The organism is Soonwooa buanensis, assembly GCF_900167905.1.
GTDB lineage: Bacteria > Bacteroidota > Bacteroidia > Flavobacteriales > Weeksellaceae > Soonwooa > Soonwooa buanensis.
In genome coordinates this window covers 315,922-338,697 of the sequence record NZ_FUYZ01000002.1, presented here as the reverse complement: position 1 = coordinate 338,697, position 22,776 = coordinate 315,922, and the positions used below count along the sequence as shown (strand labels likewise).

The following is a 22,776-nucleotide window of genomic DNA, read 5'->3' as shown; positions in this document are numbered from 1 at the left end:
AATTATGAAAAAATTACTATCAATTCTTGCTTTAGGATTTTTAGCGACATCTTATGCGCAAACAACTTTCGGTGTAAAAGCTGGTTACAATTTGTCCACAATTAGTCTCCTTAAAGAGAATATCGACAGCAAATCTTACTTCTATGTTGGTGGTGTTGCCGAGCACAAAATTAACGACAAATTTTCTGTACAAGGCGAACTTTTGTATACAGAACTTGGAGGAAAATTCAGTTATGACGTAACTGGAATGGTCGGAAACGAAATTATTAATTTGGGCACTCAAACTGCTAATATACATTTACCGCAATTACAAATTCCGATTTCTGCGAAGTATTATGTAGCCGAACCTTTCTCTATTTCTGCCGGACTTAATTTTGGTATTAATCTTAATCCGAATGTTAAATATTTACACCAAGGAGGATTTTATCAAGACGGAAAAATCGACAACATTAGCACTTTAAATATCTTTCCATTTTTAGGAACAGAATATAAATTACCAAATAATTTATTTTTTGATGCTCGATATAACTTCAACTTTTTTAAAATTAATAAAGAAGGCGGATCAACAAAAGTTGGCTTTTTCCAAGTTGGTTTAGGTTATCGATTTAAATAATTTTTTGGAACGAAAATTGAAACTTCCTTTCAAAATAAAAGTTATGAAATATCTATTAAGTTTGTTCGCATTTGTGGTTTTAATGTCTTGTCAGACACAAAAAAGCACATCAAATTATTCTAAAATAGAATACGAGACGACGCCTTGCTTTGGTTTTTGTTCTGTTTTTAAAATGACAATTAATCCTGATAGAACGGCCGTTTTCGAAGCTGAACGTTTTAATTTTGGAGAAGGACATTCTAAAGATGATTTTTCAAAACCAAGAGAAGGTACTTTTAAAACAACTATCAAGGCTGAAGATTACGTAAAATTAGTTATAATGCTTGATAATCTTAATGCAAAAAGCCTTAATGATAAGTATGGAAATCACAATATTTCGGATTTACCAACAAGTTTTCTTCGACTTAATTATAAAGATGGCTCATCAAAAAACATCGAAGATTATGGTAAAAATGGAACTAAAGAACTTGCCGAAGTTTATAAATTTATAGCTGATCTTCGAAAAAATCAAGATTGGAAAAAAGTAGAATAAGTCTTTATTTTATTTAACTTAACTTTGCACAATCAAATTCCTTCATCGCGAAGGAATTTCTTTTTTTTAAAATTAAATATTTTCATTTGAATTTCACAGACCTCAACCTTATAGAACCCATCATTAAAGCTGTTCAAAAAATAGGATACGAAACGCCAACGCCGATTCAGGAAAAAGCGATTCCGACCATTCTTAAAGGACAAGACTTTTTGGGTTGCGCCCAAACGGGAACAGGAAAAACCGCAGCTTTTGCGATTCCGATTTTACAAAATTTAATGTCTAGGTATTCGCCTAACAACAAAAAAATAAAAGCTCTAATCCTTACACCAACGCGAGAATTAGCGATACAAATTGAAGAAAACTTCAAAGATTATGGTAGTGATTTACCTTTAAAATCTTTAGTAATTTTTGGTGGTGTTAAGCAAGGTGCTCAAGAAGCGAGCCTTAGAAAAGGTGTCGATGTACTTATCGCAACGCCTGGTCGATTGCTAGATTTCATCAATCAAAGAATCATCAGTCTTAAAGATTTAGAGATTTTCGTATTGGATGAAGCGGACAGAATGTTGGACATGGGATTTGTTCACGATGTTAAAAAAGTTATCAAACTTATCCCGCAAAAAAGACAAACACTTTTCTTCTCAGCAACGATGCCAAAAGAGATTAGCGCACTTGCCAACAGCATTCTTCACAATCCTGTAAAAGTTGAAGTAACGCCAGTTTCGTCAACCGCAGATACGATTCAGCAGAGTGTATTTTTGGTAGAGAAAAACGACAAATTAGATCTTTTAATTCATATTTTAAAGGATCAAAAAATCGATCAACTTTTGGTATTTTCGAGAACAAAACATGGGGCGGACAAAATTGCAAGAAGTCTTCACAAAGCGAAAATCTCTGCAGAAGCCATCCATGGCAACAAATCCCAAAATCAAAGACAAAATGCGCTTAGCAATTTTAAATCGAAAAAAACGCGTGTTCTTGTAGCGACAGACATTGCAGCACGTGGTATCGATATCGACGAACTAAAATATGTTTTAAACTTCGAATTGTCCGACGTTTCCGAAACTTATGTACACAGAATTGGTCGTACAGGACGCGCAGGTAACGAAGGTACATCTTTCTCTTTTGTTGACGGATTGGATCTTGTCAACCTGCGAAACACCGAAAAATTAATCGGTAAAAAAATTCCTGTGGAAAAAGATCATCCTTACCACACGGATAATTTGGTTGAGCAAAAGCGTGATAGTAATAACAAACCCGTTGCAGCAAGATCGTCACGACCATCCAACACGCAAGAAAAACAAAAAGCTGCGAAAAAGAATTATTACAAAAAAAGTTCTAGACAAGGCAACAGATAACAAAAAAACGTCATAAGCAATTAACTTATGACGTTTTATTTTTTGGTTTAAACTTAAATTTTAAAATTCGAAACCAAGTTTTATTTTGTTGATCACAGGATTGGCGTAATGGCTTAAAAAATGTGTTTTAATCGCCATATCATTCGTATCAATACTCCACGCCATTCTTCTGTTAAACAAATCCTTTTCTTCCTGATTATAATATTTTGCGAAATCACTACTTTCTTTCAAAATATCCAAAGCAATAAAATTATTCGGGAACAAATGATAATTACCGATAATGGCTTTATCAATCGACTCTGAAAACATTTGGATTTTCTGGTTATTGTTTTCGGCATTCGCTTTAATAACTTCCAAAGTATCGTTAAGAACTTCTCCAAAATGAATGTGAATTCGTTTTTTCTGTCCTAAAACACCCGCCATTACATTTTCGAAATCCTCGTTTTTAGATTTAACAACAACTTCTGATTTTTGCGCCTGAATTGCCTTGTAAGTTTTTAATTTATCCGTTGGATCATATTCATAAGAAATGCTCACTGGGACAATGTTTAAGCTTTTAAAATAATCGCAAACTTCATCTTTTCCGTTGGTCATCGCAATCATCTTAAGCACGCCTGGATGCGTCACATCGTTGCCATCTTTGGTACGGCCTTCACGTTGCGCAATCCAAACCGATTGATGCTGATTTAGGATTAAATCTTTGATATAATCGGACATTAACTGGCTACTCTTTAATAACTCGCGCGGCGAAACATCACGTTTCACCAAAAAGTTACGATTCAGCTTTGCTAAAACCATAAAAATATCGCGTTGCACCAAGTTATCACCAATGGCAGAAGCCGTTAATTGAAAGCCATTTTCGAGTAAAGCTAAATTGATTAAACTCGTATCTAGAACGATATCGCGGTGATTCGAAATGAAAAGATAAGTTTTATTTTTATCTAAATTTTCTAAACCAGAAACTGTTAAACCTTCCGAAGATTGCTTCAAAATATTGCGAATACAATGGCTAATCACTTTATCCTGAAAATCTTCGATACTATCAATTGATACTAAAATTTCTGCAATGTCGTCCTCCGATTTATTCGGAAACGTGAACTGCAACAAAGCCAACATCATCGGATGTTTTGCCATCGATTGCAACGCTGGTTGTACCTCTTCTTTATTATAAAATCGAATTGAATCTAAACAAGAATCCATAATTATTTAATTCCAAATATTTTTAATGCGTTCTCGGTCGTCTTTTGGTTAATTTCTTCAAACGAAAGTCCATAAATGTCTACCAACTTCCCAGCAACCAATTCTACATAAGAACTTTCGTTGCGCTTCCCACGATGCGGAACAGGCGCAAGATAAGGCGAATCTGTTTCTAAAACTATTTTATCCAACGGAATTTCGTTAAGAAATTGATCAATTTTACCGTTTTTAAAAGTCACAACACCTCCAATACCAAGGATAAATCCTAAATCTATAGCACGTTTTGCTTGCTCCAAATCACCTGAAAAACAATGGAAAATACCACGAAGTTTTGGATGTTTTTTACGGTCTAGAACTTCGAAAGTTTCGTCAAAACTTTCACGAGTATGGATAACAATTGGCCAATCTTTTTCTATCGCCCAATCTATTTGTTGTTCAAAAGCTTTTACTTGAATGTCCAAAGTTGACTTGTCCCAATAAAGATCGATTCCGATTTCTCCGATGGCAACAAAATCTCTTTGGCCGATATAGTTTTTTACAAGGTCGAGTTCTTTTTCCCAAGATTCTGGTTGTACCGAACAAGGATGAAGTCCCATCATCGCAAACATTTGGTTGGGATAATCGGCTTCTAAACTGAGCATTTTTTCATGCGTTTCGGAATCGATAGCGGGTAACATAAACTTTTCCACGCCTTTATCTAAAGCCCGCTGAATCATCTCTGCTCGATCCTCATCGAATTGTTCTGAATATAAATGCGTATGTGTATCAATCATTTTTTGGTTGGTTGTTGGTTCGCGGTTTTTAGTTTTTGGTTTTTAGTTGTTGGTTGTCAGTTGTTGGTTGTTGGATTTTTGTGTATTTAAAAATCTTAATTCGTAAATCGTAATTCCTAAATCGTAATTCCTAAATCGTAATTCCTAAATCGTAATTCCTAAGTCGTAATTCCTAAATCGTGAATATTATTTCGTGAATATTAACTCTTGAATCCAAACTCTCTAATTATCCGTAATCCGCAGCCCGACCTAAGCGGAGCTCATTTTTTTGAATGGAAAAAGCCAAGGCAAAAAAATAGCGGGAGCACTTCGACAAGCTCAGTACAGGCTCAGGCGGAAATAGCTGCCCTAAAAATCTAAATCTGAGAAAATCGGATGTTTAACTTTTTGACGTTGCGTATTGATTTTCTGTTTTAAACTTTCTAAAAACTTTTGATGTTTTGGACCTTCTTCATCAGAAGATTTATGTTGAAGCGCAGATTGGATTTTACTGTTTTCGTTAATGAAAATTTTGGTTTCGTCATCGAAAAATGCGTTTCCAAATTTCTCCCAAACATATTGAACCGCTTGCGAATTAGGATGCAACATATCGTCTTTGTAAAAGCGATAATCGCGTAAATCGTCCATCAAAATTTCATAAATCGGAAGATAATGACAGTTGCTATAATTCGGGATTACATCGTGGATTGCAGTCAATAATTTCGCTTTGCTAAGGCTATTTTCGGTCATGCCATCTTTGGTGTGACGAACAGGTGACAAGCTGAACAAAATCTGCACATCGTCAGGACAAATGTCTTTGACACACTCGATGCTTTCTGCAATATTTTGACGAAGCTCATCATTGGAAAGCAATCTTTTATTAAAGAATTTTTGCGGAATCTTGTGACAATTGGCAGCGATTTTATTCTTCGGTAAAAATTCATAAATAAATGCGCTTCCGTAAGTGACAATCACCCATTTTGAAGTTTGCAAAAAATCGTTGGCAGATTGAAGTTTTGAGTTGATTTGCTCCAAAGTTTTGTGCGCATAACGCGAGTCAAACGACGAATGATGATCGAGACTCATGAACAAATCATTGGCTAAAATAAGATCCGCCTCGGTGTAATCTTTCCCTGCATAAATCTTTTGAAATGCTTTATTAATCGCAAACGGATTGAACAAAGTCCCAAACGGATTGTGAAAAGTTTTGAGCTGTCCATCCGCTAATTTGGAACTAATCTCGGAGGCGAAACATGAACCTATCGAAAATATAGAATCTTCGATTTGGATTTTTTCTTCAACGGCATTAATGTCAACTTCTGTTCTGAAAATCATGATTTACTTTTCTCTTTTTAATAGATATTCTGCAAGTTCCAAAAGCGGTTTTTTATTTTCCGCAGGAACATCGATTTTATTTAAATATTCTAAAGCGATTTCGCTGTGTTGATGCACCAAACGAAGTACTTTCTCCTCAACCTTTGTCATACGGAAAATCTTTTCGACACCGTAGATTTTGTCAACATTATCAGTTTTTTTGGTGTACCAATAATCTAATTCTTTACGCTCTTCTTCATTTGCATTTTGTAAAGCCGTTAGATAAAGAATTGTTTTTTTGTTTTCGTAGATGTCACCAGCATGTTTTTTACCAACTGCAGCTTGGTCACCATACACATCTAGATAATCATCCATAATCTGGAAAGCGATGCCTAAATGTTTTCCGAAGTTGTAAATAGACTCCGCATCTTCATCACTCGCACCAGCGATAAGTGCACCAATCTGCAACGAGGCAGCACTAAGGGAGCCTGTTTTGTAAGTAATCATCTTGATGTAATCGTCATGACTAACATCGTTCATACTTTCAAAATTAACATCATATTGTTGCCCTTCGCAAACGACAATTCCAGTATCTGTAAATATTTTTAAACATTTTTTAAATAAAACAGGTTCTAAATCTAAAAAATATTGATAAGCTTTAAACAACAAATTATCGCCTGACAAAATTCCGATATTAAGACCATAAAGCGTATGTATTGTCGCCTTATTACGACGAAGTGGTGCCTCGTCCATAATGTCGTCATGTATCAACGTGAAGTTATGAAAATACTCAATCGCCAAAGCTGGCTTAATCGCGTCTTCTAACTTACCACCAAAAAGATCACACGCCATAAGAACCATAATAGGTCTCATACGCTTGCCACCGTGTGACATAATGTAATTCATTGGGGCATAAAGTTCTTCTGGTTTATCCAAGAACACATGCTTTTCAACGGCTTCAGAAACGATATTTTGGTATTTATCTAAAAAACTCATAGTCGTATTTAATTTGACACAAAAATACAATTTTAAAACGGTTTAAGTCAATCAAAAGCATTATGAAAACGCTCAAAAACAAAAAACTTTGCCCTCAAGAGAAGACAAAGTTTGTATTTTAATTTAAAGTTTAAAAAAACTTAAAATGCGATAACAATAAGATATGTAATCCCTGCAACAAGCGCACTAATCGGGATTGTAAGAATCCAAGCCCAAAGTAAACTTACAGTAACACCCCATCTAACTGCAGAGATACGTTTTGTTAAACCTACACCGATGATAGATCCTGTAACAGTATGCGTTGTTGATACCGGAATACCAAAGTGATCTGTAATGAACAACGTAATCGCACCAGCAGTCTCAGCAGATACACCTTCTAAAGGCGTTACCTTTGTAATACGTGTACCCATTGTCTTGATAATCTTCCAGCCACCACTCATCGTTCCCAATGCGATTGCTAAGAAAGATACCAAAGGCACCCAAATATAATGTTCTGTAAAGAAGTTAAATCTTTCGCCAGCATCCATTAATGCATATTGATCTTGCAACATATTAACGTGGTAATAGATAACCGCTGCTCCAATAATACCCATTACTTTTTGAGCATCATTAAGACCGTGACCAAGACTGAATAAAGCTGAAGAAACCAACTGCATTTTCTTAAACTGTCTTTCGGCTTTATGAGGATTTGATCTTTTATAAAGTTGAATAATAATCAACGTGATAATAATCGAAATAATCATACCGATTAACGGCGCCATGAATATGAATAAGAAAATAGGAATAACGACTTTAAATTTAACAACATCTTGTGTAAAGAGTTGCTTGAAAGCCTGTCCCAAAGTTTGGAAAAACCCAAGATCTGGATGCGCTACACTTATAGCATGATAATCCAAATACAAAGCATGCATCAACGCAGCTCCGATAAATCCACCAATCAAAGTATGTGACGATGATGACGGAATACCAAACCACCATGTTAAAAGATTCCAAGCAATTGCAGCGATAAGACCTGCAAATATCACTTCGAGATTAATATAGTTTTCGTTGACAGTTTTCGCAATCGTGTTACCAATCTTGAATTCGCCAATGATGTAAGCAGCAATAAAGAAGGCTGCAAAGTTCCAAACGGCAGCCCATAAAACTGCTTGGAACGGTGTTAAAACTTTGGTTGAAACGATGGTTGCAATCGAGTTAGCTGCATCGTGAAAACCGTTGATATAGTCAAATATTAATGCTAGTGCAATAATAACAATTAGTAAAATTGGAAAATCCATTCTTTTTTATTTTGATAGTTGAACAGACTTAAGCGTATTTAATAACAATACTTTCCATGATGTTAGCAACATCTTCTGCCTTGTCAGTTACTACTTCTAGATAATCAAGAATCGATTTTTGTTTGATGATAAGGATCGCGTCGTTAGTTTCGAATAACTTAACTGTTGCTTGGCTTAATACATCATCCGCGATGTTCTCGTAAGAGTTAATCTTGATACAAGATTCTTTAACCTCGTTAGGATTTTTGAAATCTTTAAGATTTTCGATAGCTTTTTTAAGCTCTACACAAGATTTATAAATTAACAATGAAAACTCAGAATATACTTTGTTTTCTGGTGTTTTGTAAAGGTAGATGTATTTTGCAGAAGCGTAAATATAATCTGCAATATCATCAAGACCAGCAGCTAATTGGCTGATATCTTCTCTGTCAAATGGTGTAATAAAATTTTCTCCTAATTGTACAAAAACCTCATGCGTCAAGTCATCCATTTTGTGCTCATAATCGCTCATTTGGTTAAGCATAGACTCATCATTAACATCAAACTCTAGCAATCCTTCGTGAAAAGTTTTCGACATATCGATTAATGTGTCTGCAATTCTTTCGAAAAGATCAAAGAAAATCTTGTCTTTTGGCTGGAATGCTCTGAAAATATTACCAATTCCCATTTTATATTTATTTACAATTTTTGAATCCACAAATATCGAAAACTAGCTTAACCTCAATAATAAGCCAATGTTAATAAATCATTAACAATAAAAAACCTACATCGACTGATGTAGGTTAATATTAAGCTATAATTTCAGGATTAGTTAGCGACTTCCGCACGCATATCTTTTCCTTTAAATTTCTGAGTTTCAAGACCTCTAAGCACTTCATCTTTGAAAGATTTCTCGATTTCGAAGAACGAAAACTTCTCAAGAATCTCGATATCACCGATGTCGGCACGTTTTTTAGATTTCGAAGTTGCTTTGTTAAGGATTTCTAACATGTCCATTTTTTTCAATTGATCTCTTTTACCAAGATTAAAGAAAAATCTTACCATGTTTTCAGAGTTACGTCTAGGTTTACGATCTCTACCACCGTCACGTCCGCCTTCTCTTCTCTCACGAGGTTCGCCTCTTCTTTCGCGCTCTCTACCTCTTTCGCGACGACTTCCTCTGTCATCACCTCCATTGAATCTAGCTTCTACCAAGTCGTTTCTGTCTTTGTAGTAAGTTCCTAATTCTTTCAATTGGAATTGAAGTAACTTGTGCACCAACTCTTCTTTTGAGAATTGAGACAAATCTGGAATCAATGCATCATCAAACGCAAAAACATCTTCTGCTGCACCTTCATTTAACAATTTTTCGAAAACACCGTTAACTTGCGCTTTCATAATATCGTCACCAGTTGGGATTTTACCTTCGTTAATTTCGATTTTTGTAGATGCTTTTATTTGCTTAAGTTTTCTACTTTCTTCAGGTTTAATCAAAGCTAAAGAAATACCGTCTTTACCAGCACGTCCTGTACGACCACTTCTGTGTACAAAAACTTCTGGATCATCTGGTAATGAGAAATGGATAACGTGCGTTAATGAATCAACATCCAAACCTCTTGCTGCAACATCCGTCGCTACAAGAATATCGATATTTTTTAAACGGAATTTCTTCATAACTGTGTCACGTTGCGCTTGTGATAAGTCACCATGAAGAGCATCTGCTGCGTAACCATTTTGCATCAAGAAGTCTGCAACCTCCTGAGTTTCCATTCTTGTACGACAGAAAATAATCGAATATTGGTTAGGGTTAGCATCAATCATACGCTTTAGCGCTTCTTTCTTTTGACGGTAACCAACTACGAAATATTCGTGTTTGATGTTCTTTTTAACCTCGTTAATCGACCCCACCGAAATACGATGAGGATTGGTTAAATAGTTTTTAGAAATTCTTTCAACCTCTTTGTTCATCGTAGCAGAGAACAAGAAAGTTTGTTTTGTTTCTGGCGTTTCGCTGATAATTGTTTCCAAATCATCTTTGAAACCCATAGACAACATTTCGTCAGCCTCATCCAACACCAACCAATGGATGCTAGAAAAGTCTAAAGCTTTTCTGTTAATAAGATCAATAACACGTCCTGGAGTACCAACAATAATTTGTGGTTTATCTCTTAATGAACGGATTTGTTCCATAATACTACTACCACCGTATACCGCAGTCGTTTTGATGTTTGGTAAATACTTGGTGTAGTTTTTTATGTCTTTCGTAATTTGAAGACATAATTCTCGCGTCGGACAAAGCACCAAAAATTGGATTTTGCGACTCGTTTCGTCAATCATATCCAAAATCGGAAGCGAAAACGCTGCTGTTTTGCCTGTCCCTGTCTGCGCAAGTGCGATTAGATCGCGTATATCTGATAAGATAAAAGGGATAGTCTGTTTTTGGATTTCTGTAGGGCTTTCATAACCCATCTCGCCAATTGCCTTCAAGATATCAGGACTTAAACTGGACTCGGAAAATAACTTCATTAAGTTGTATAAAATTTTTGCAAAGATACGATTTTATTTTTGACAATTTTTATAAACTTTTGTTAACAAAAATATATTGACCCTCAAGCTTCTAAAATCAATTTTTAAAAATTTAATTAAAGAAAAACTAAAAATATTTAACCAATATATGCTATAAAAGTATCATCTTTGATACTTTCAAAATGTTTTGAACATCCATGAGTGCATACAGCAACCTCGCAGAATATCTGCAATATTTGTCTCCTAGTTTTTATAAATCCCGTTATTTTAAAAAACTCAAAAATCTCAATCCAACCAATATTATCGAAAGAAAAGTAGAACCAGAGTTTCTTTGGATTAAAAGTTTTCTTAACAAAGACGCCGTATTTGTTGATATTGGAGCTAATGTTGGTGCTTATCTTTATGTTTTGGAAAATCATCTTAAACCGAAAAACATTTTCGCATTCGAGCCAAATCCCGAACTTAATGATCGTCTGAAAAGACTTTTTCCTAAAATGCATGTTTTCTCCTCAGCATTGTCTGATGAAAACGTAACCGCAGAATTTAAAATCCCTGTTATAAAAGGTCAAAAAGTACACAGTCGCGGCACGTTGCAAACGCAACTTAAAGAAAAAGATGAGGAAAATACGATTCTTCAAAAAGTGCAAGTTGTGAAAATGGACGACCTTAATCTTAACACACCTAAAATTGATTTTATTAAAATCGATGTTGAAGGCAACGAGATGAAAACTTTACGAGGCGCAAAACAAACCATCCTAAAACATCGACCTACATTGATGGTTGAGATGGAACAACGCCATCATAACGAACCGATTTGGTCATTGATTTCAGAAATTGAAAGTTGGGGTTTTTCTGCTAATTATCTTGATCGCGAAACTTTGACTTTAAAAAGACTAACTGAAGAATTCATACTTTTGCAAAACGCTGATAATGTCAAAAATTATCAATTTTACATCAATAATATTATTTTCATACCGAATTAATAACTAAAACATGAGTGTTGTCGCACGACAAGGAATAAAATATTCCATTATTGGCTATTTGGGAACCTTACTAGGGATCTTTTCTACTTTTTTTATTTTCACCAATGACATGGCTTTTTATGGTAAGCTACGTCTAATTCTTCCTGCAGCAGAAATGCTTCTTCCGATTGTTGTGTTTGGTTTATCTTTTTCTAATGTCAAATTTTTCCATCAGGCTAATCAAGACGGAAAACATCATAACCTATTAAGTTTATCCTTAGTTGGTATTATCTTAAATTTCATAATATTTGTCGCAGCATTTTTTCTAGTATGTGAAATCTTTCCTAGCCTTAAAGATTCTAAATCATGGGAAATGAAATCCATCATATTACCACTTATTTTAGTATTGGCACTTTCTGCAGTTCTTAACAAATATATTAGTAATTACAAACGTATTGTTATACCAAATATATTCGAAAACATTGTTCCAAAAATAGCCAATATTGGTGCTTTTTGCCTATTTTTTTATTTCATGTTTTCTCAGAGAGTTGCTTATAGCTTCTTCTTAGGAATGTTTATTTTAACTTTTTTTGGATACTTAATTTATGCCAATAAACTTGAAAAAATAAAACCAGATTTCAGTTTAGATTATATTAAACAAGACCAATTCTGGAAGTTAATAATTAGTTATAGTTTTTTTGGATTTTTAGGTAATATTGGAAATTTTTTAGCTACAAGAATTGACAATATAATGATAGCAGAATATATTGGTTATGAAGCCAACGGAATCTATAGTACCGTTCTGTCCATCGTTACCATTATTAATATTCCTCAAATGGGATTATTCAATATTTCGGCACCAATTATCAATAAAACCATTGCAGAAGGGGATTACAAAGAACTTGATCGTTTTTATAAGAAAACATCCTTAACTTTATTCTTTCTTGGGCTCGTTTTATTCTCATGTATTTTAGTTGGCTTTCCATATTTAACAGATTTGATCAAAAATGGTGCTTTACTAAAAGAAGCAGAACCCGTGGTTTGGATTTTAGGTTCCGCATTTATTTTTGATTTAGCAACAGGATTCAACAGCCATATAATTTCTTTGTCAAAATATTACCGTTTTAATATTATTGTTATGCTCATTCTAGCTGCGTTGACAATTGGATTAAATCTAGTTTTCATAAAATACACTAACTTAAACCTAATAGGAGTAGCAATAGCAACAGCAATTTCGTTAACGATCTTCAACCTTATCAAAATCATTTTTAATTATCAAAAATTCAAAGTTTTTCCTTTAAGTATGGAGATGCTTTACGCTTTGGTTTTAAGTTTTATAGCGATTACAGTAGCGATTATTACACCAAATTTTTCAAACAGTCTTTTGAATTTATTTTTAAAACCGAGTATCGTTCTTGTAATTTTAATGATTGGTAATCACTTTTTGAAAATCTATCCTTTGGATAAATATCTTAACAAAGATTTCTTTAGAAGTTTAACGAAGTTTAAATAAAAAAGGAAAAGTTTGGCAGGGTCAACTTTCGAAGGACTTAATTGCCTAGAGAAAGCTAATATCGTCCTAAAAAGGCAGAAAGAGAATTAACCAAAAATTTCCTTGATTCTTACATCAAAATTAGAATTAATTTTTGTAATCCTCTCATTTCCCGTAGATTAAGTTATCAACATTTTATCCACAGAAACTTAGCAATATTTTACCTTCGAGTTTTTCTAAAGTATGAATAATCAAGACTTTATCATCTAGCTTAACTTTATTCCAAAAGAAAGAACCTGCAAAGCGACTTTCTTGTACTTCCGCTTCCAGACCTTGATCAGCGACTTTTATCTGTTGTGGAAAATAGAAATTCTTATCCAAATTCAACCTAATTTTCTCTGAATCTTCAAAGACATTAACTTCACCCAAAAGTTTAGCAACATATTCATTCGTAGGCTGTTGATAAATCAATTCTGGACTGTCATATTGCAAAATTTCTGCATTTTTAAGAATCGCTACTTTGTCAACCCAAGGTATAATTTCTTCTAAATTGTGTGTCGAAATAATAACCGAAAGTCCCAAATTTTTAACCAAAGAAAAAAACTTATCTCGTAGCTCAAACTTACGCGATGTATCTAGATTGCTAAAAGGTTCGTCCAGTAAAAGCAATTTCGGAGTTACAGACAAAGCACGCGCAATCGCAACACGTTGTTGCTGTCCGCCACTCAGGTTTTTAGGAAGAACTTTTGCAAAATCTTCCATCCCAACCGCTTCTAGAAGTTCTGTAACCTTTTCGTTTTTAGCTTTTAAATTAATGTTTGAGATAAATTTTCCGACATTATCAAAAACCGTGGCATAAGGCATCAAATCATATTGTTGCGCTACTAACTTCATATCTGCTTCTCCTGGTACAAGATTTCCTTTTGGACCTTTTAATTTTTTTCCATTGAAAATAATTTCGCCTTTTCTCCAATCGTGAAGTCCGTAAATCAAACTTAATAATGTTGATTTTCCGCATCCACTTTCGCCAGCCAAAGCAATAACTTGTCCTTCTTCCATAGAAAAATTAAAGTCCTGAAATAACTTTTGATCTGGTAAATAACTGAATTCTAAATTGTTTATCTCTAAAAGCATTGTGCAAAATTACAGATTTTAAAATACTGATTAAATTTGTTATATTAGCAAAATAATGTCTTAATTGTAATTTAAAATGAAAAAGAATTTGTTTTTTGGCGGCTTAGCTGCGTTGGCGATTACTTTAACGCTTATCTCTTGTGGAAAAGATAAGCCTGTAACGAGTGAAAGCAATGAAGTCCTAACTACAAAAAAAGGACAAGTCTATGTTGTTGATACGATGAATAGTAAGATTGAGTGGAAAGGTTTTAAAGTTTTCAAAACGGATAATACCAGCCATTTTGGTTCTATTAAATTTGAAAATGGTGAAGTTACAATTAACGAAAACAAATTAGAAAGCGGAAAATTTGTGGTAGCGCTTAACACGCTTACTAATAGCGACATCAAAGATGCTGAAGAATCTGCAAAACTAAATGGTCACCTTAAAAGTGCTGACTTCTTCGATGTAGAAAAATTCCCGACGGCATCATACGAAATTACAAAAGTGAGCGAAGCACCAGCTGGAGGCGATTACAACACAGTTTTGGATGGTAATCTAACGATAAAAGGGATTACAAAACCAATGAGTTTTAATGCTAACGTAAAAACTGGCGAAGGCGAATTGCAAATTGCGACAGAACCTAAAGATATTAGTCGTGAAGAGTTTGGTATCAAATTCCAAATTCCTGCAGCTAATGGTTTAATAAAAGATGAAATCAACATCCAAATGTTGATGAAAGCCATCGAAAAGAAATAAATTTTATTTAAAAATAATATAAAATCTGCCCATAGTTGGCAGATTTTTTTGTTTTAAATAAGGATAAAATTTGTAATTTTGCAACTTATAATTATACCTAAAAGATGATAGAAAGAATTGATGAATTATTGGTTGAAGTAGAACAATTCAGTTCTTCGGCAAAAGAAGAAATCGAACAATTCCGCATCAAATTCAACGGAAAAAAAGGCGTATTGAACGACTTTTTTGAAAAATTCAAAGAAGTCCCTAACGATCAGAAAAAAGATTTTGGTCAAAAAATCAACAGCCTAAAACAAGCCGTTGCTGCGAAGTTGGAAGATCTTAAAAATGCTTCTGAAGGCCAATCTAACATCATAAAAGACGACCTTACAAAACCTGCTTTTCCTTTAGAATTAGGAACGAGACATCCGATTAACCTTGTTAAAAACAGAATTATCGAAATCTTCCGTTCTATCGGTTTTGCCATTGCTGATGGTCCAGAAATTGAGGACGACTGGCATAACTTTACGGCGCTTAACTTGCCAGAGTATCATCCAGCGAGAGATATGCAAGATACTTTCTTCATCGATACCAATCCTGACACTTTGCTTCGTACGCATACATCGTCTGTACAAGTGCGTTACATGGAAGAAAATCAACCACCGATTCGTATTTTGTCACCGGGTAGAGTTTTCAGAAATGAAGCAATCTCGTCTCGTTCGCATTGTATTTTCCACCAAATTGAAGGTTTATACATCGACGAAAATGTAAGCTTTGCAGATCTTAAACAAACCATCCAATACTTTACAACAGAGTTATTTGGAAAATCAAAAATAAGAATGCGTCCGTCGTACTTCCCTTTCACAGAGCCAAGTGCAGAGGTTGACGTGTATTGGGGACTTAACTCTGAGACCGATTACAGAATTACAAAAGGTACAGGTTGGTTAGAGATTATGGGTTGCGGAATGGTGGATCCTGCCGTTCTTAAAAACGTTAATATCGACGCTGATAAATATAGTGGTTTTGCCTTCGGAATGGGAATCGAAAGAATTGTTATGTTACTTTATCAAATGAGTGACATCCGAATGTTCTTCGAAAATGATGTAAGAATGCTGAATCAGTTTAAATCTTTATAAAATTAAAATCCACCAAGTTGGTGGATTTTTTATTTTGTTTTATTTTAAAATTTAAAACCAATTTTTAGCACGATTATAATCTAAATAGTAAGTCAGCTTTAACGAAAAATTGTGAACAGCAGGTTCTGCAAATAACTGATTGTAATTATTCTTCATACCCAATCGCGATTCGTTAAGATAATTCTGAATGGCGTTTCTATACAAAAAAGTCAACTGACTTCCTGGCGCAAACCACCAACTGTAACGCAGATCGATGTTCCAAGCGTTGTACGTTCCGTTCAGGTTTTTAATGAAATTATTAGTCGGCGTCACATCGCCATCGTTGTCGAGTGTATAAAATTGCTTGTAAGTAACATCCGAAAAATAATGTCGGAATGCTAGACTTAGAGCCATTTTGTTATTAAATGTATACTTAGAATTAAGACTATTTTCCAAGGTGTTTCTTTGACGTCGTCCAATGTAGATTCCAGAATCATCCTTGCCCACATAACCTTTTTCATTATTACTAAAACTCGGTTGAATCTGCCAAAACACATTGAATTTATCAGAGAAACGATAACGCATAATCAAACTTGTTGACACCAGATTCCGAGCTTTCTCATTATAAGCGTAATAATCCACATTAATATTAAACTGAAATTTTTTACGACTATCACTTTCGAACCAAATCCAAGAATCAAAATACGATGGAACATTTAAGAATCGTCCTTCTGCACGAGGTTCGTAGATATCTTTTTGTCCAAAAGGCGTTGCTTCAACCCCAAAACCATAATTTTCAAACTTTTTATTTTGAAACTGATTATTATGATTTAACACAAAATTGTTATACAAAAAAGGTGATAATCGTTGATAGTATTGTGCATTAAAATTCAAAAATATTTTATTAAATCGCTTCGACGGCTGCAACAATCGGTAACCGTACCACGCATTGTAATTGGCGAAATTGGTCATGGTCGAAAATCCCAAATCATTAATATCCCAATCTTTCGTCGTAATCCCAGCATTGATGTCAAAGCGGTGTTTACCATCAATTTTTCCGAATCCGAATTGATTTTTAGTCCCAAATTTTGTTTCTTCAGTCATCACCCAACTTCCACGCAGATTTCCGTAAAAATTATACGTATTTTTTTTGTTGTTAATCGACCAAAGCAAACCTGTCGCGTTCGCATCTCGGAAACTTCCGTCACGCACAGTGCTCGTATTAATCAAACTTACAGAAGAATTTTCGTTAAATCTTTGGTCTAAAACTAACACATTATAATTTGCCCAAGGTTCCACAACTTCTTTACGAATTTCTCCAGTTGTTTCATTTTCTATTGTTGCAAACATCTTTTGCGTCACCGCGTTGAAAAACCCAATTCCTAAGCCTTTGTTGGTACGACCAGAAATCTTAAAAGCATTAAAAAGTTTCACTTTTGCAGGAAATTCAGTGATTTTTTCATCATCTTTTAATTCAATTTCTCCTGAAGGCGAGCCTCCAATTCTTCTTGAATAAAACAAATTTCCTTTACTAAACAATTCCGTTCCTTCGGTAAAAAAAGGTCGTTGTTCTGTAAATTGTTGTTCAAACGGTGTTAAATTAAGAATTGAATTGTCAAAATTAGCTTGACCAAAATCCGGAATTAAAGTCATGTCGAACGTAAAGGCATCGTTGATCCCGTATTTAACATCCATTCCACCATTAAAGTTGGTCGTTGTTTCACCATCAAAACGGTTAACATAAGTCGAAAAATAAGGCATAAAACTAAGTCTGGTTAGTGGTTTTATGTTTTCAATGCCTGTTAAAACACCATCAAATAACGTGTAAGAATTCTTTTTGTTATCCACAAAATTCCAGTCATAAAAAACATTCGTACGTTGTACTTTTCGGAAAAGATTAATCCCCCACTCTTGCACATCTTTTTTAGGAAAACGCAATTCCGAAAACGGAATCATAAATTCCGCAGTCCAGCCGTCTTCCGTAATTTTAGCCTCCGAATGCCAAATGCCGTTCCAAGAATCATCCTCGCCATCTGTTGTTAATTTAGCATCATATTGTACACCCGCCGCAGTTACTACAAACTCGAGACTTTGCTGCTTGTCATTGTAACCGTTAAGCGTCAAACCTACAAAATCATCGTTGGAAATCCCGTCGCGTTCAGTTAATTCTTTTGCGATTTTAGAAGGTTCAGGATCGTACATTTTCATCATAACGTACAATCCCAAATCGTTGTAAAGCATTTTAACTTCGGTTTTAAAAGCTTGTTCCGAGGGTTTTCCGTTATTCGGACTGCGTTCGATAAAATCCGTTGCTATTGGCACTTTTGCCCAAACCTCATCCGAAATATCGCCATCAATTTTCGGCGTCACATCAGATTTGATAGTGGACATTTTTTTCCGAATGATATTGTCAGTATTGTTAGTTTCTTGTCCAAAATACAGCGCGGAAATCAAAAGACAAAATCCTAATGAAAAATGACGTTTCATAGTTGTGTGTTAGTTATAACAATTAGACTATCGAAGTGATAATTTTATTACATCACTTTTAAAACAAAACACTAACACACTGATTTACAAATAAAAAAAGTCGAATTACTTCGACTTTTAATTTTTAAAATATTTAGATTAAATTTTTATTTCTGAAAATTAACTGGATATTTTGTCCCTGCAATCTTATCAATACTTGCCTTAATCGCACCAACAGTTAATTCCGCTTTAATAAGAATCGGAACTCTATTTTTGTCATTTGACACCCAAAGTGTTACACCTTCTTTTTCTTTAAAAACACGCCCACTCATTACAGATGGAATGATTTTAAGACAATTAATTTTTCCAAATTTTGTCGAAACGTTTTCTGTACCCGCAATTCTCAACTGAAACGGAAACATCTCGTCATCAATCCAAACATTCATTTTGATAACATTCCCCACCTTTAATTGATCGTCATCCAAATTTCTTAAATAATAGAAACTAGATAACATATCTTGAACACCTTTTGCTGTGTTAATCGTCTTTGCGGGACGATCGGTATTTTTTTTATCAACCAAATAAACGGTTTGATTAACGTGATTAAAAGTACTCTGCAAATGTTGACGATAGCTACCTTCTGCAACATTTCTCACATAAAAATAAGGCTGACCATAAAGATTAATATAACTCTCGTAGACGTCGTTTACTTTAAAAAAAGCTTTAACCGCGCCACTTGTCTGCCCAACACCTTTTACATAGAAGTAAGGCTTGTTGTTAAGCGTCGCATTAGAAGTCGTCAAAGTTGCTGATCCAGCCGTTAAAAAACCGTAATGGATACGATACGTAAGACTTTCTCCGGCATTAATATTATCGTATTGAGCCGACGATAGCGCAAAAACTACCATAGAAAATAATAGCAATAATTTTTTCATCCTTTTATATTTGCTTAGTTAATAGACAAAAACGTTGCCAAATATAAGACAAATAATAAAGCCTTTAAATTTGAAAATCTAAAGGCTTTATAAAAAAGAGACAAAATCTTTAAGCTAGTTCTAACTTTGGTATTGCGATAGAACATATTGCTAACTTGTAATCAGCTAGTTGCGATTTAATTTTCGAAACATTGCTTTTGAAAAAATTAGTCTCGTCAAACAAATTTTCATAGTACGAAATCCCTTTCAATAGATTATCTCTAAAGTTTTCCCATTTTTTAATTTGAGATTTGGTAATATCTTCCGAAAAATCAAAGATTTCGTTTCTTAAATATTCCACGTATAATCTAAGTTCATTAACAAAAATATTTGGTCGCTCGGTATCCGCCAAAATATTGTCATAACCATAGATATGTTTAATCATCTGCGATAAAGACACTTCCTTATCAAAATAACTAAGATTAGGACCTGGACACACCACAACACCTTGCTTCTCGCCTTTTATTTCGATGTTTTGTTCTAAATAAGCAGAATTTACAAGACCGACACACAGACAAGATTTATCTGTAATCGCATTTCGTTTTTTCTGATATTGTTGCTCAGAAAGGCTGTCTTTTTGTGCTTCGAGATCTGCTAATTTTATGTCTTGATATTTTTTAGAAGCTGTACAAACTCCTTCTGGTGAAAACTCTTTACTTAACGCCAATAGCTTTTTTGGACACGAACTTCCAAATCGATTTCTTAAACTATTTTTTTCTTTAATCAATTCATTTGTTGTCCCTTTAACAGAATTAAAAGGAACACCCAAAGGTGAAATATTACTTAAATAAAAATCCGCTTCTTTCGCATTAGCAAGTAATGTTCTAGTTTCTTCATCCACAGATGTTGCTTCGGGAACCAACAAAAACGGAGAACCCCAACCTGTTGTATCGACATTATAATTGGACAATAAAAACTCATGTTCTTCTGCCGTCCCAATACCACCTTGTACAGAAATTTTGATATCTAAAGCTTCTGCCAAAGTCGGTCTCGATTTTTGCTGTAGCGCATTTTGCATTAAAGCATGAGAAGAAGCTTGTAGTTCATTCTTTTTTTGTTTGAATTCTTCCATAATTGGTCCCAACAAAATCCCTTCTGTTGCAAAAGCATGTCCACCACAGTTAAGTCCAGATTCTATACGATATTCTGAAACCCAAAGTCCTTTTTTTGCTAAAAAATTCCCTTGAATCATCGCCGAACGAAAATCGCTAACTTTAAGAATAATTTTCTTTTTTAAGTGTCCATTTTCATCTGGATAAAAATCTTCAAACTCCTCAAGATAGCTGTAAAGCCTTGGATTCATCCCCGCCGAAAAAACAACAGAAGATGATAATTTACTTTTTGCAAAACCTCGCAAAGACGCATGCGCATCATTAAACATCGTTGGTAAAGCTTCGTTTTTTAGAAAATTATCTTTGTCCACTTTTGTCATAATGTTAACATCAATTTCGCCAGGTGACAATTTTGTTTCCAAAAGATTTTTTATAGCATCTGCCCAATCTCCTTTTTTGTTAAGGATATTCTGCAGACCAGTTTTAAGATCAGAAGAGCTTGGTAACATGTCCGTAAAGCTTTTTAGTGATTCTTTATTTTTTTGTAAATCATCTTTAAAAGCATTAAATTTTTTGGTGACGATTTCGTCCATCATGTCAAGATAAGCCGTGATTCTTTCGGCTCTGTAATCTTCAACTTTTTTGGTAATTGTTTCATAATTAAAATTGAATTTTTTACTATAAAACGCTCTCATCTTTTCGATAATTTCGTCATCAATTATCGACACGACCGAAGAAATCCCGTATTGCGCAACACGTATTGGACTATCGATGGTATAAGCCAATCCCATTACAGGAATGTGAAAATTATGCACTAATTTGTTACTCATTAATCAATTGTTATTTATTAGATTTTTTAATTTGTTTTAAATAAAATACAAATAAGTCTTTTATTTAATTTTCACAAATTTATTGCATCTCACATTTATATGCAATGAATAACACCTGTTATTTCGCAGGAAAATCTAATTTAAACTCTTGAAAAATAAATTCAAAAATGATGTAAAATTGATAATTTAAGAAATTTGAGTTCCGCTTTTGATGACCGCATTTTTCTTAACGACGACAATTCCGTCTTTTACCGAATAAGTATCATAATCGCCATCAGGAAGATTTTTACTTCCAATAATACGGACATTATCGCCTATCTGGCAGTTTTTATCTAAGATTGCGCGCTCAATATAACAGAATTTCCCGATCCCAATATTGGGTGATTGTTGATGTTCATTTTCAACAATTTCGTTGGTTGTTTGATAATAATCGGCACCCATAATGTATGAACTGACAACAGTAGTTCCTTTATCAATACGGGTTCTGTTACCAATAATCGAATTCTCAATCTTTGCTGCCAAAATAATGCAACCGTCCCCAAAAACCGCTTTACTGACATAAGATCCATTAATTTTTGATGGCGGTAACATCCTTGCTCTTGTGTAAATCGGAGAAGAACTGAACAAATTAAATTGCGGTAAATCTTGAGCTAAATCTAAATTGGCTTCATAAAAAGACTCGATCGTACCGATGTCTGTCCAATAACCATCGTATTGAAAGCTCAAAGTTTTATACTGACCAATCGCCTGAGGAATAAAATCTTTTCCAAAATCGTCACCTTCACCTTCAGCGAAAAGTTTTCTTAACACATTTTTTGAAAACACATAAATCCCCATCGATGCAAGATAATCTTTGCCTTGGCGTTTATTAGTTTCGCTAACTTCCGACTTCCATTCTGGTAAAATATCTGCACTTGGTTTTTCTGTAAAGTCGGTGATATTTCCGTCTTCATCAGATTTTAAAATCCCAAATCCTGTTGCATCTTTCGCATTAACTGGGATTGTCGCAATCGTAATGTCACCATTATTTTTTTCGTGAAAATCAATCATCTCACGGAAGTTCATTTGGTATAATTGATCGCCTGACAAAATCAAAATATAATCGTACTCATATTTAGTCAAATGTTTCATAGATTGGCGCACCGCATCAGCCGTCCCTTGGTACCATTGGTCATTTTCAACATTTTGTTCAGCTGCCAAAATATCGACAAAACCTTTGCTAAATGTATCGAAATGATATGTATTCTTGATGTGTGAGTTAAGCGACGCCGAGTTGAACTGCGTTAAAACCAAAATCCTATTGTAGCCAGAATTGAGACAATTAGAAATCGGAATATCAACAAGGCGGTATTTTCCCGCAATTGGCACAGCTGGCTTGGATCTAGAATCGGTCAAAGGAAACAATCTCGATCCTCGTCCACCACCCAACACTATGGAGATTACATTTGCTTTCATATTATAAGTCGTGTTTTTGATGTCAAGAAATTGGATTTCT

At 34.4% G+C, this 22,776-nt stretch carries 19 protein-coding genes; 7 read left to right on the top strand and 12 right to left on the bottom strand.

Annotated elements, in window-relative coordinates; translation table 11 throughout:
• The first annotated feature begins 4 nt into the window (after positions 1-4).
• The 3 genes from B5X62_RS04710 to B5X62_RS04700 all read left to right on the top strand — a co-directional run bounded on the left by B5X62_RS04710 (position 5) and on the right by B5X62_RS04700 (position 2,500).
• On the top strand, positions 5-613 hold the full coding sequence (locus B5X62_RS04710) for a porin family protein (protein WP_079666242.1): 609 nt from the start codon (positions 5-7) through the stop codon (positions 611-613).
• Positions 614-656: 43 nt separating this feature from the next.
• Positions 657-1,145, top strand: a complete 489-nt coding sequence (locus B5X62_RS04705; protein ID WP_079666375.1) for a DUF6438 domain-containing protein — start codon at positions 657-659, stop codon at positions 1,143-1,145.
• Between the two features lie 86 nt (positions 1,146-1,231).
• Positions 1,232-2,500 (top strand): DEAD/DEAH box helicase, encoded by a 1,269-nt coding sequence (locus tag B5X62_RS04700; protein ID WP_079666241.1) that lies wholly within the window; start codon positions 1,232-1,234, stop codon positions 2,498-2,500.
• A gap of 60 nt (positions 2,501-2,560) precedes the next feature.
• Here the strand turns inward: B5X62_RS04700 and B5X62_RS04695 are convergent, their stop codons facing one another.
• The 7 genes from B5X62_RS04695 to B5X62_RS04665 all read right to left on the bottom strand — a co-directional run bounded on the left by B5X62_RS04695 (position 2,561) and on the right by B5X62_RS04665 (position 10,541).
• Positions 2,561-3,700 carry a 1-acyl-sn-glycerol-3-phosphate acyltransferase gene (locus B5X62_RS04695; protein WP_079666240.1) on the bottom strand — a complete coding sequence of 380 codons (1,140 nt, stop codon included), beginning with the start codon at positions 3,698-3,700 and terminating at the stop codon, positions 2,561-2,563.
• 2 nt (positions 3,701-3,702) lie between these two features.
• On the bottom strand, positions 3,703-4,470 hold the full coding sequence (locus B5X62_RS04690) for a TatD family hydrolase (protein WP_079666239.1): 768 nt from the start codon (positions 4,468-4,470) through the stop codon (positions 3,703-3,705).
• A gap of 348 nt (positions 4,471-4,818) precedes the next feature.
• Positions 4,819-5,784: a GSCFA domain-containing protein gene (locus tag B5X62_RS04685; protein WP_079666238.1), complete on the bottom strand. Its 966-nt coding sequence runs from the start codon at positions 5,782-5,784 to the stop codon at positions 4,819-4,821.
• 3 nt (positions 5,785-5,787) lie between these two features.
• Complete coding sequence (locus B5X62_RS04680; protein WP_079666237.1) at positions 5,788-6,759, bottom strand: polyprenyl synthetase family protein; 972 nt, start codon at positions 6,757-6,759, stop codon at positions 5,788-5,790.
• Positions 6,760-6,899: 140 nt separating this feature from the next.
• Entirely contained in the window at positions 6,900-8,036 is a 1,137-nt protein-coding gene (locus B5X62_RS04675) for an inorganic phosphate transporter (protein ID WP_079666236.1), read from the bottom strand.
• A gap of 28 nt (positions 8,037-8,064) precedes the next feature.
• The gene (locus B5X62_RS04670; RefSeq protein WP_079666235.1) at positions 8,065-8,703 is read right to left on the bottom strand and encodes a DUF47 domain-containing protein; all 639 of its coding nucleotides are present in this window, start codon (positions 8,701-8,703) and stop codon (positions 8,065-8,067) included.
• Between the two features lie 140 nt (positions 8,704-8,843).
• On the bottom strand, positions 8,844-10,541 hold the full coding sequence (locus tag B5X62_RS04665) for a DEAD/DEAH box helicase (protein ID WP_079666234.1): 1,698 nt from the start codon (positions 10,539-10,541) through the stop codon (positions 8,844-8,846).
• A gap of 197 nt (positions 10,542-10,738) precedes the next feature.
• Here B5X62_RS04665 and B5X62_RS04660 point away from each other — a divergent pair, with 197 nt between their 5' ends.
• Both B5X62_RS04660 and B5X62_RS04655 read left to right on the top strand, forming a co-directional pair.
• Positions 10,739-11,524 carry an FkbM family methyltransferase gene (locus B5X62_RS04660; RefSeq protein ID WP_079666233.1) on the top strand — a complete coding sequence of 262 codons (786 nt, stop codon included), beginning with the start codon at positions 10,739-10,741 and terminating at the stop codon, positions 11,522-11,524.
• 10 nt (positions 11,525-11,534) lie between these two features.
• Positions 11,535-13,016, top strand: a complete 1,482-nt coding sequence (locus tag B5X62_RS04655) for a lipopolysaccharide biosynthesis protein (RefSeq protein ID WP_079666232.1) — start codon at positions 11,535-11,537, stop codon at positions 13,014-13,016.
• A 174-nt stretch (positions 13,017-13,190) separates the two neighbouring features.
• Here the strand turns inward: B5X62_RS04655 and B5X62_RS04650 are convergent, their stop codons facing one another.
• Complete coding sequence (locus tag B5X62_RS04650; RefSeq protein WP_079666231.1) at positions 13,191-14,129, bottom strand: sulfate/molybdate ABC transporter ATP-binding protein; 939 nt, start codon at positions 14,127-14,129, stop codon at positions 13,191-13,193.
• Between the two features lie 76 nt (positions 14,130-14,205).
• Here B5X62_RS04650 and B5X62_RS04645 point away from each other — a divergent pair, with 76 nt between their 5' ends.
• Both B5X62_RS04645 and pheS read left to right on the top strand, forming a co-directional pair.
• Positions 14,206-14,865 (top strand): YceI family protein, encoded by a 660-nt coding sequence (locus B5X62_RS04645; protein WP_079666230.1) that lies wholly within the window; start codon positions 14,206-14,208, stop codon positions 14,863-14,865.
• A gap of 104 nt (positions 14,866-14,969) precedes the next feature.
• On the top strand, positions 14,970-15,980 hold the full coding sequence (gene pheS / locus B5X62_RS04640) for a phenylalanine--tRNA ligase subunit alpha (protein WP_079666229.1): 1,011 nt from the start codon (positions 14,970-14,972) through the stop codon (positions 15,978-15,980).
• 51 nt (positions 15,981-16,031) lie between these two features.
• Here pheS and B5X62_RS04635 read toward each other — a convergent pair whose 3' ends face one another.
• From B5X62_RS04635 to B5X62_RS04620, 4 genes are all read right to left on the bottom strand, one after another.
• Complete coding sequence (locus B5X62_RS04635; protein WP_079666228.1) at positions 16,032-18,446, bottom strand: DUF5916 domain-containing protein; 2,415 nt, start codon at positions 18,444-18,446, stop codon at positions 16,032-16,034.
• A 146-nt stretch (positions 18,447-18,592) separates the two neighbouring features.
• Positions 18,593-19,360, bottom strand: coding sequence for a DUF3108 domain-containing protein (locus tag B5X62_RS04630; protein WP_079666227.1), 768 nt, complete (start codon positions 19,358-19,360; stop codon positions 18,593-18,595).
• 109 nt (positions 19,361-19,469) lie between these two features.
• Positions 19,470-21,281, bottom strand: coding sequence for a hypothetical protein (locus B5X62_RS04625; RefSeq protein WP_079666226.1), 1,812 nt, complete (start codon positions 21,279-21,281; stop codon positions 19,470-19,472).
• Between the two features lie 186 nt (positions 21,282-21,467).
• Complete coding sequence (locus B5X62_RS04620) at positions 21,468-22,736, bottom strand: glucose-1-phosphate adenylyltransferase (protein ID WP_079666225.1); 1,269 nt, start codon at positions 22,734-22,736, stop codon at positions 21,468-21,470.
• Between the last annotated feature and the right edge of the window lie 40 nt (positions 22,737-22,776).

What these genes read in the sequence shown, in the direction of transcription:
- B5X62_RS04625 (WP_079666226.1), bottom strand. Translation starts at nt 21,281, where the DNA reads ATGAGTAACAAATTAGTGCATAATTTTCACATTCCTGTAATGGGATTG.
- B5X62_RS04665 (WP_079666234.1), bottom strand. Translation starts at nt 10,541, where the DNA reads ATGAAGTTATTTTCCGAGTCCAGTTTAAGTCCTGATATCTTGAAGGCA.
- B5X62_RS04695 (WP_079666240.1), bottom strand. Translation starts at nt 3,700, where the DNA reads ATGGATTCTTGTTTAGATTCAATTCGATTTTATAATAAAGAAGAGGTA.
- B5X62_RS04650 (WP_079666231.1), bottom strand. Translation starts at nt 14,129, where the DNA reads ATGCTTTTAGAGATAAACAATTTAGAATTCAGTTATTTACCAGATCAA.
- B5X62_RS04630 (WP_079666227.1), bottom strand. Translation starts at nt 19,360, where the DNA reads ATGAAAAAATTATTGCTATTATTTTCTATGGTAGTTTTTGCGCTATCG.
- B5X62_RS04705 (WP_079666375.1), top strand. Translation starts at nt 657, where the DNA reads ATGAAATATCTATTAAGTTTGTTCGCATTTGTGGTTTTAATGTCTTGT.
- B5X62_RS04660 (WP_079666233.1), top strand. Translation starts at nt 10,739, where the DNA reads ATGAGTGCATACAGCAACCTCGCAGAATATCTGCAATATTTGTCTCCT.
- B5X62_RS04690 (WP_079666239.1), bottom strand. Translation starts at nt 4,470, where the DNA reads ATGATTGATACACATACGCATTTATATTCAGAACAATTCGATGAGGAT.
- B5X62_RS04655 (WP_079666232.1), top strand. Translation starts at nt 11,535, where the DNA reads ATGAGTGTTGTCGCACGACAAGGAATAAAATATTCCATTATTGGCTAT.
- pheS (WP_079666229.1), top strand. Translation starts at nt 14,970, where the DNA reads ATGATAGAAAGAATTGATGAATTATTGGTTGAAGTAGAACAATTCAGT.
- B5X62_RS04680 (WP_079666237.1), bottom strand. Translation starts at nt 6,759, where the DNA reads ATGAGTTTTTTAGATAAATACCAAAATATCGTTTCTGAAGCCGTTGAA.
- B5X62_RS04670 (WP_079666235.1), bottom strand. Translation starts at nt 8,703, where the DNA reads ATGGGAATTGGTAATATTTTCAGAGCATTCCAGCCAAAAGACAAGATT.
- B5X62_RS04710 (WP_079666242.1), top strand. Translation starts at nt 5, where the DNA reads ATGAAAAAATTACTATCAATTCTTGCTTTAGGATTTTTAGCGACATCT.
- B5X62_RS04675 (WP_079666236.1), bottom strand. Translation starts at nt 8,036, where the DNA reads ATGGATTTTCCAATTTTACTAATTGTTATTATTGCACTAGCATTAATA.
- B5X62_RS04685 (WP_079666238.1), bottom strand. Translation starts at nt 5,784, where the DNA reads ATGATTTTCAGAACAGAAGTTGACATTAATGCCGTTGAAGAAAAAATC.
- B5X62_RS04635 (WP_079666228.1), bottom strand. Translation starts at nt 18,446, where the DNA reads ATGAAACGTCATTTTTCATTAGGATTTTGTCTTTTGATTTCCGCGCTG.
- B5X62_RS04620 (WP_079666225.1), bottom strand. Translation starts at nt 22,736, where the DNA reads ATGAAAGCAAATGTAATCTCCATAGTGTTGGGTGGTGGACGAGGATCG.
- B5X62_RS04645 (WP_079666230.1), top strand. Translation starts at nt 14,206, where the DNA reads ATGAAAAAGAATTTGTTTTTTGGCGGCTTAGCTGCGTTGGCGATTACT.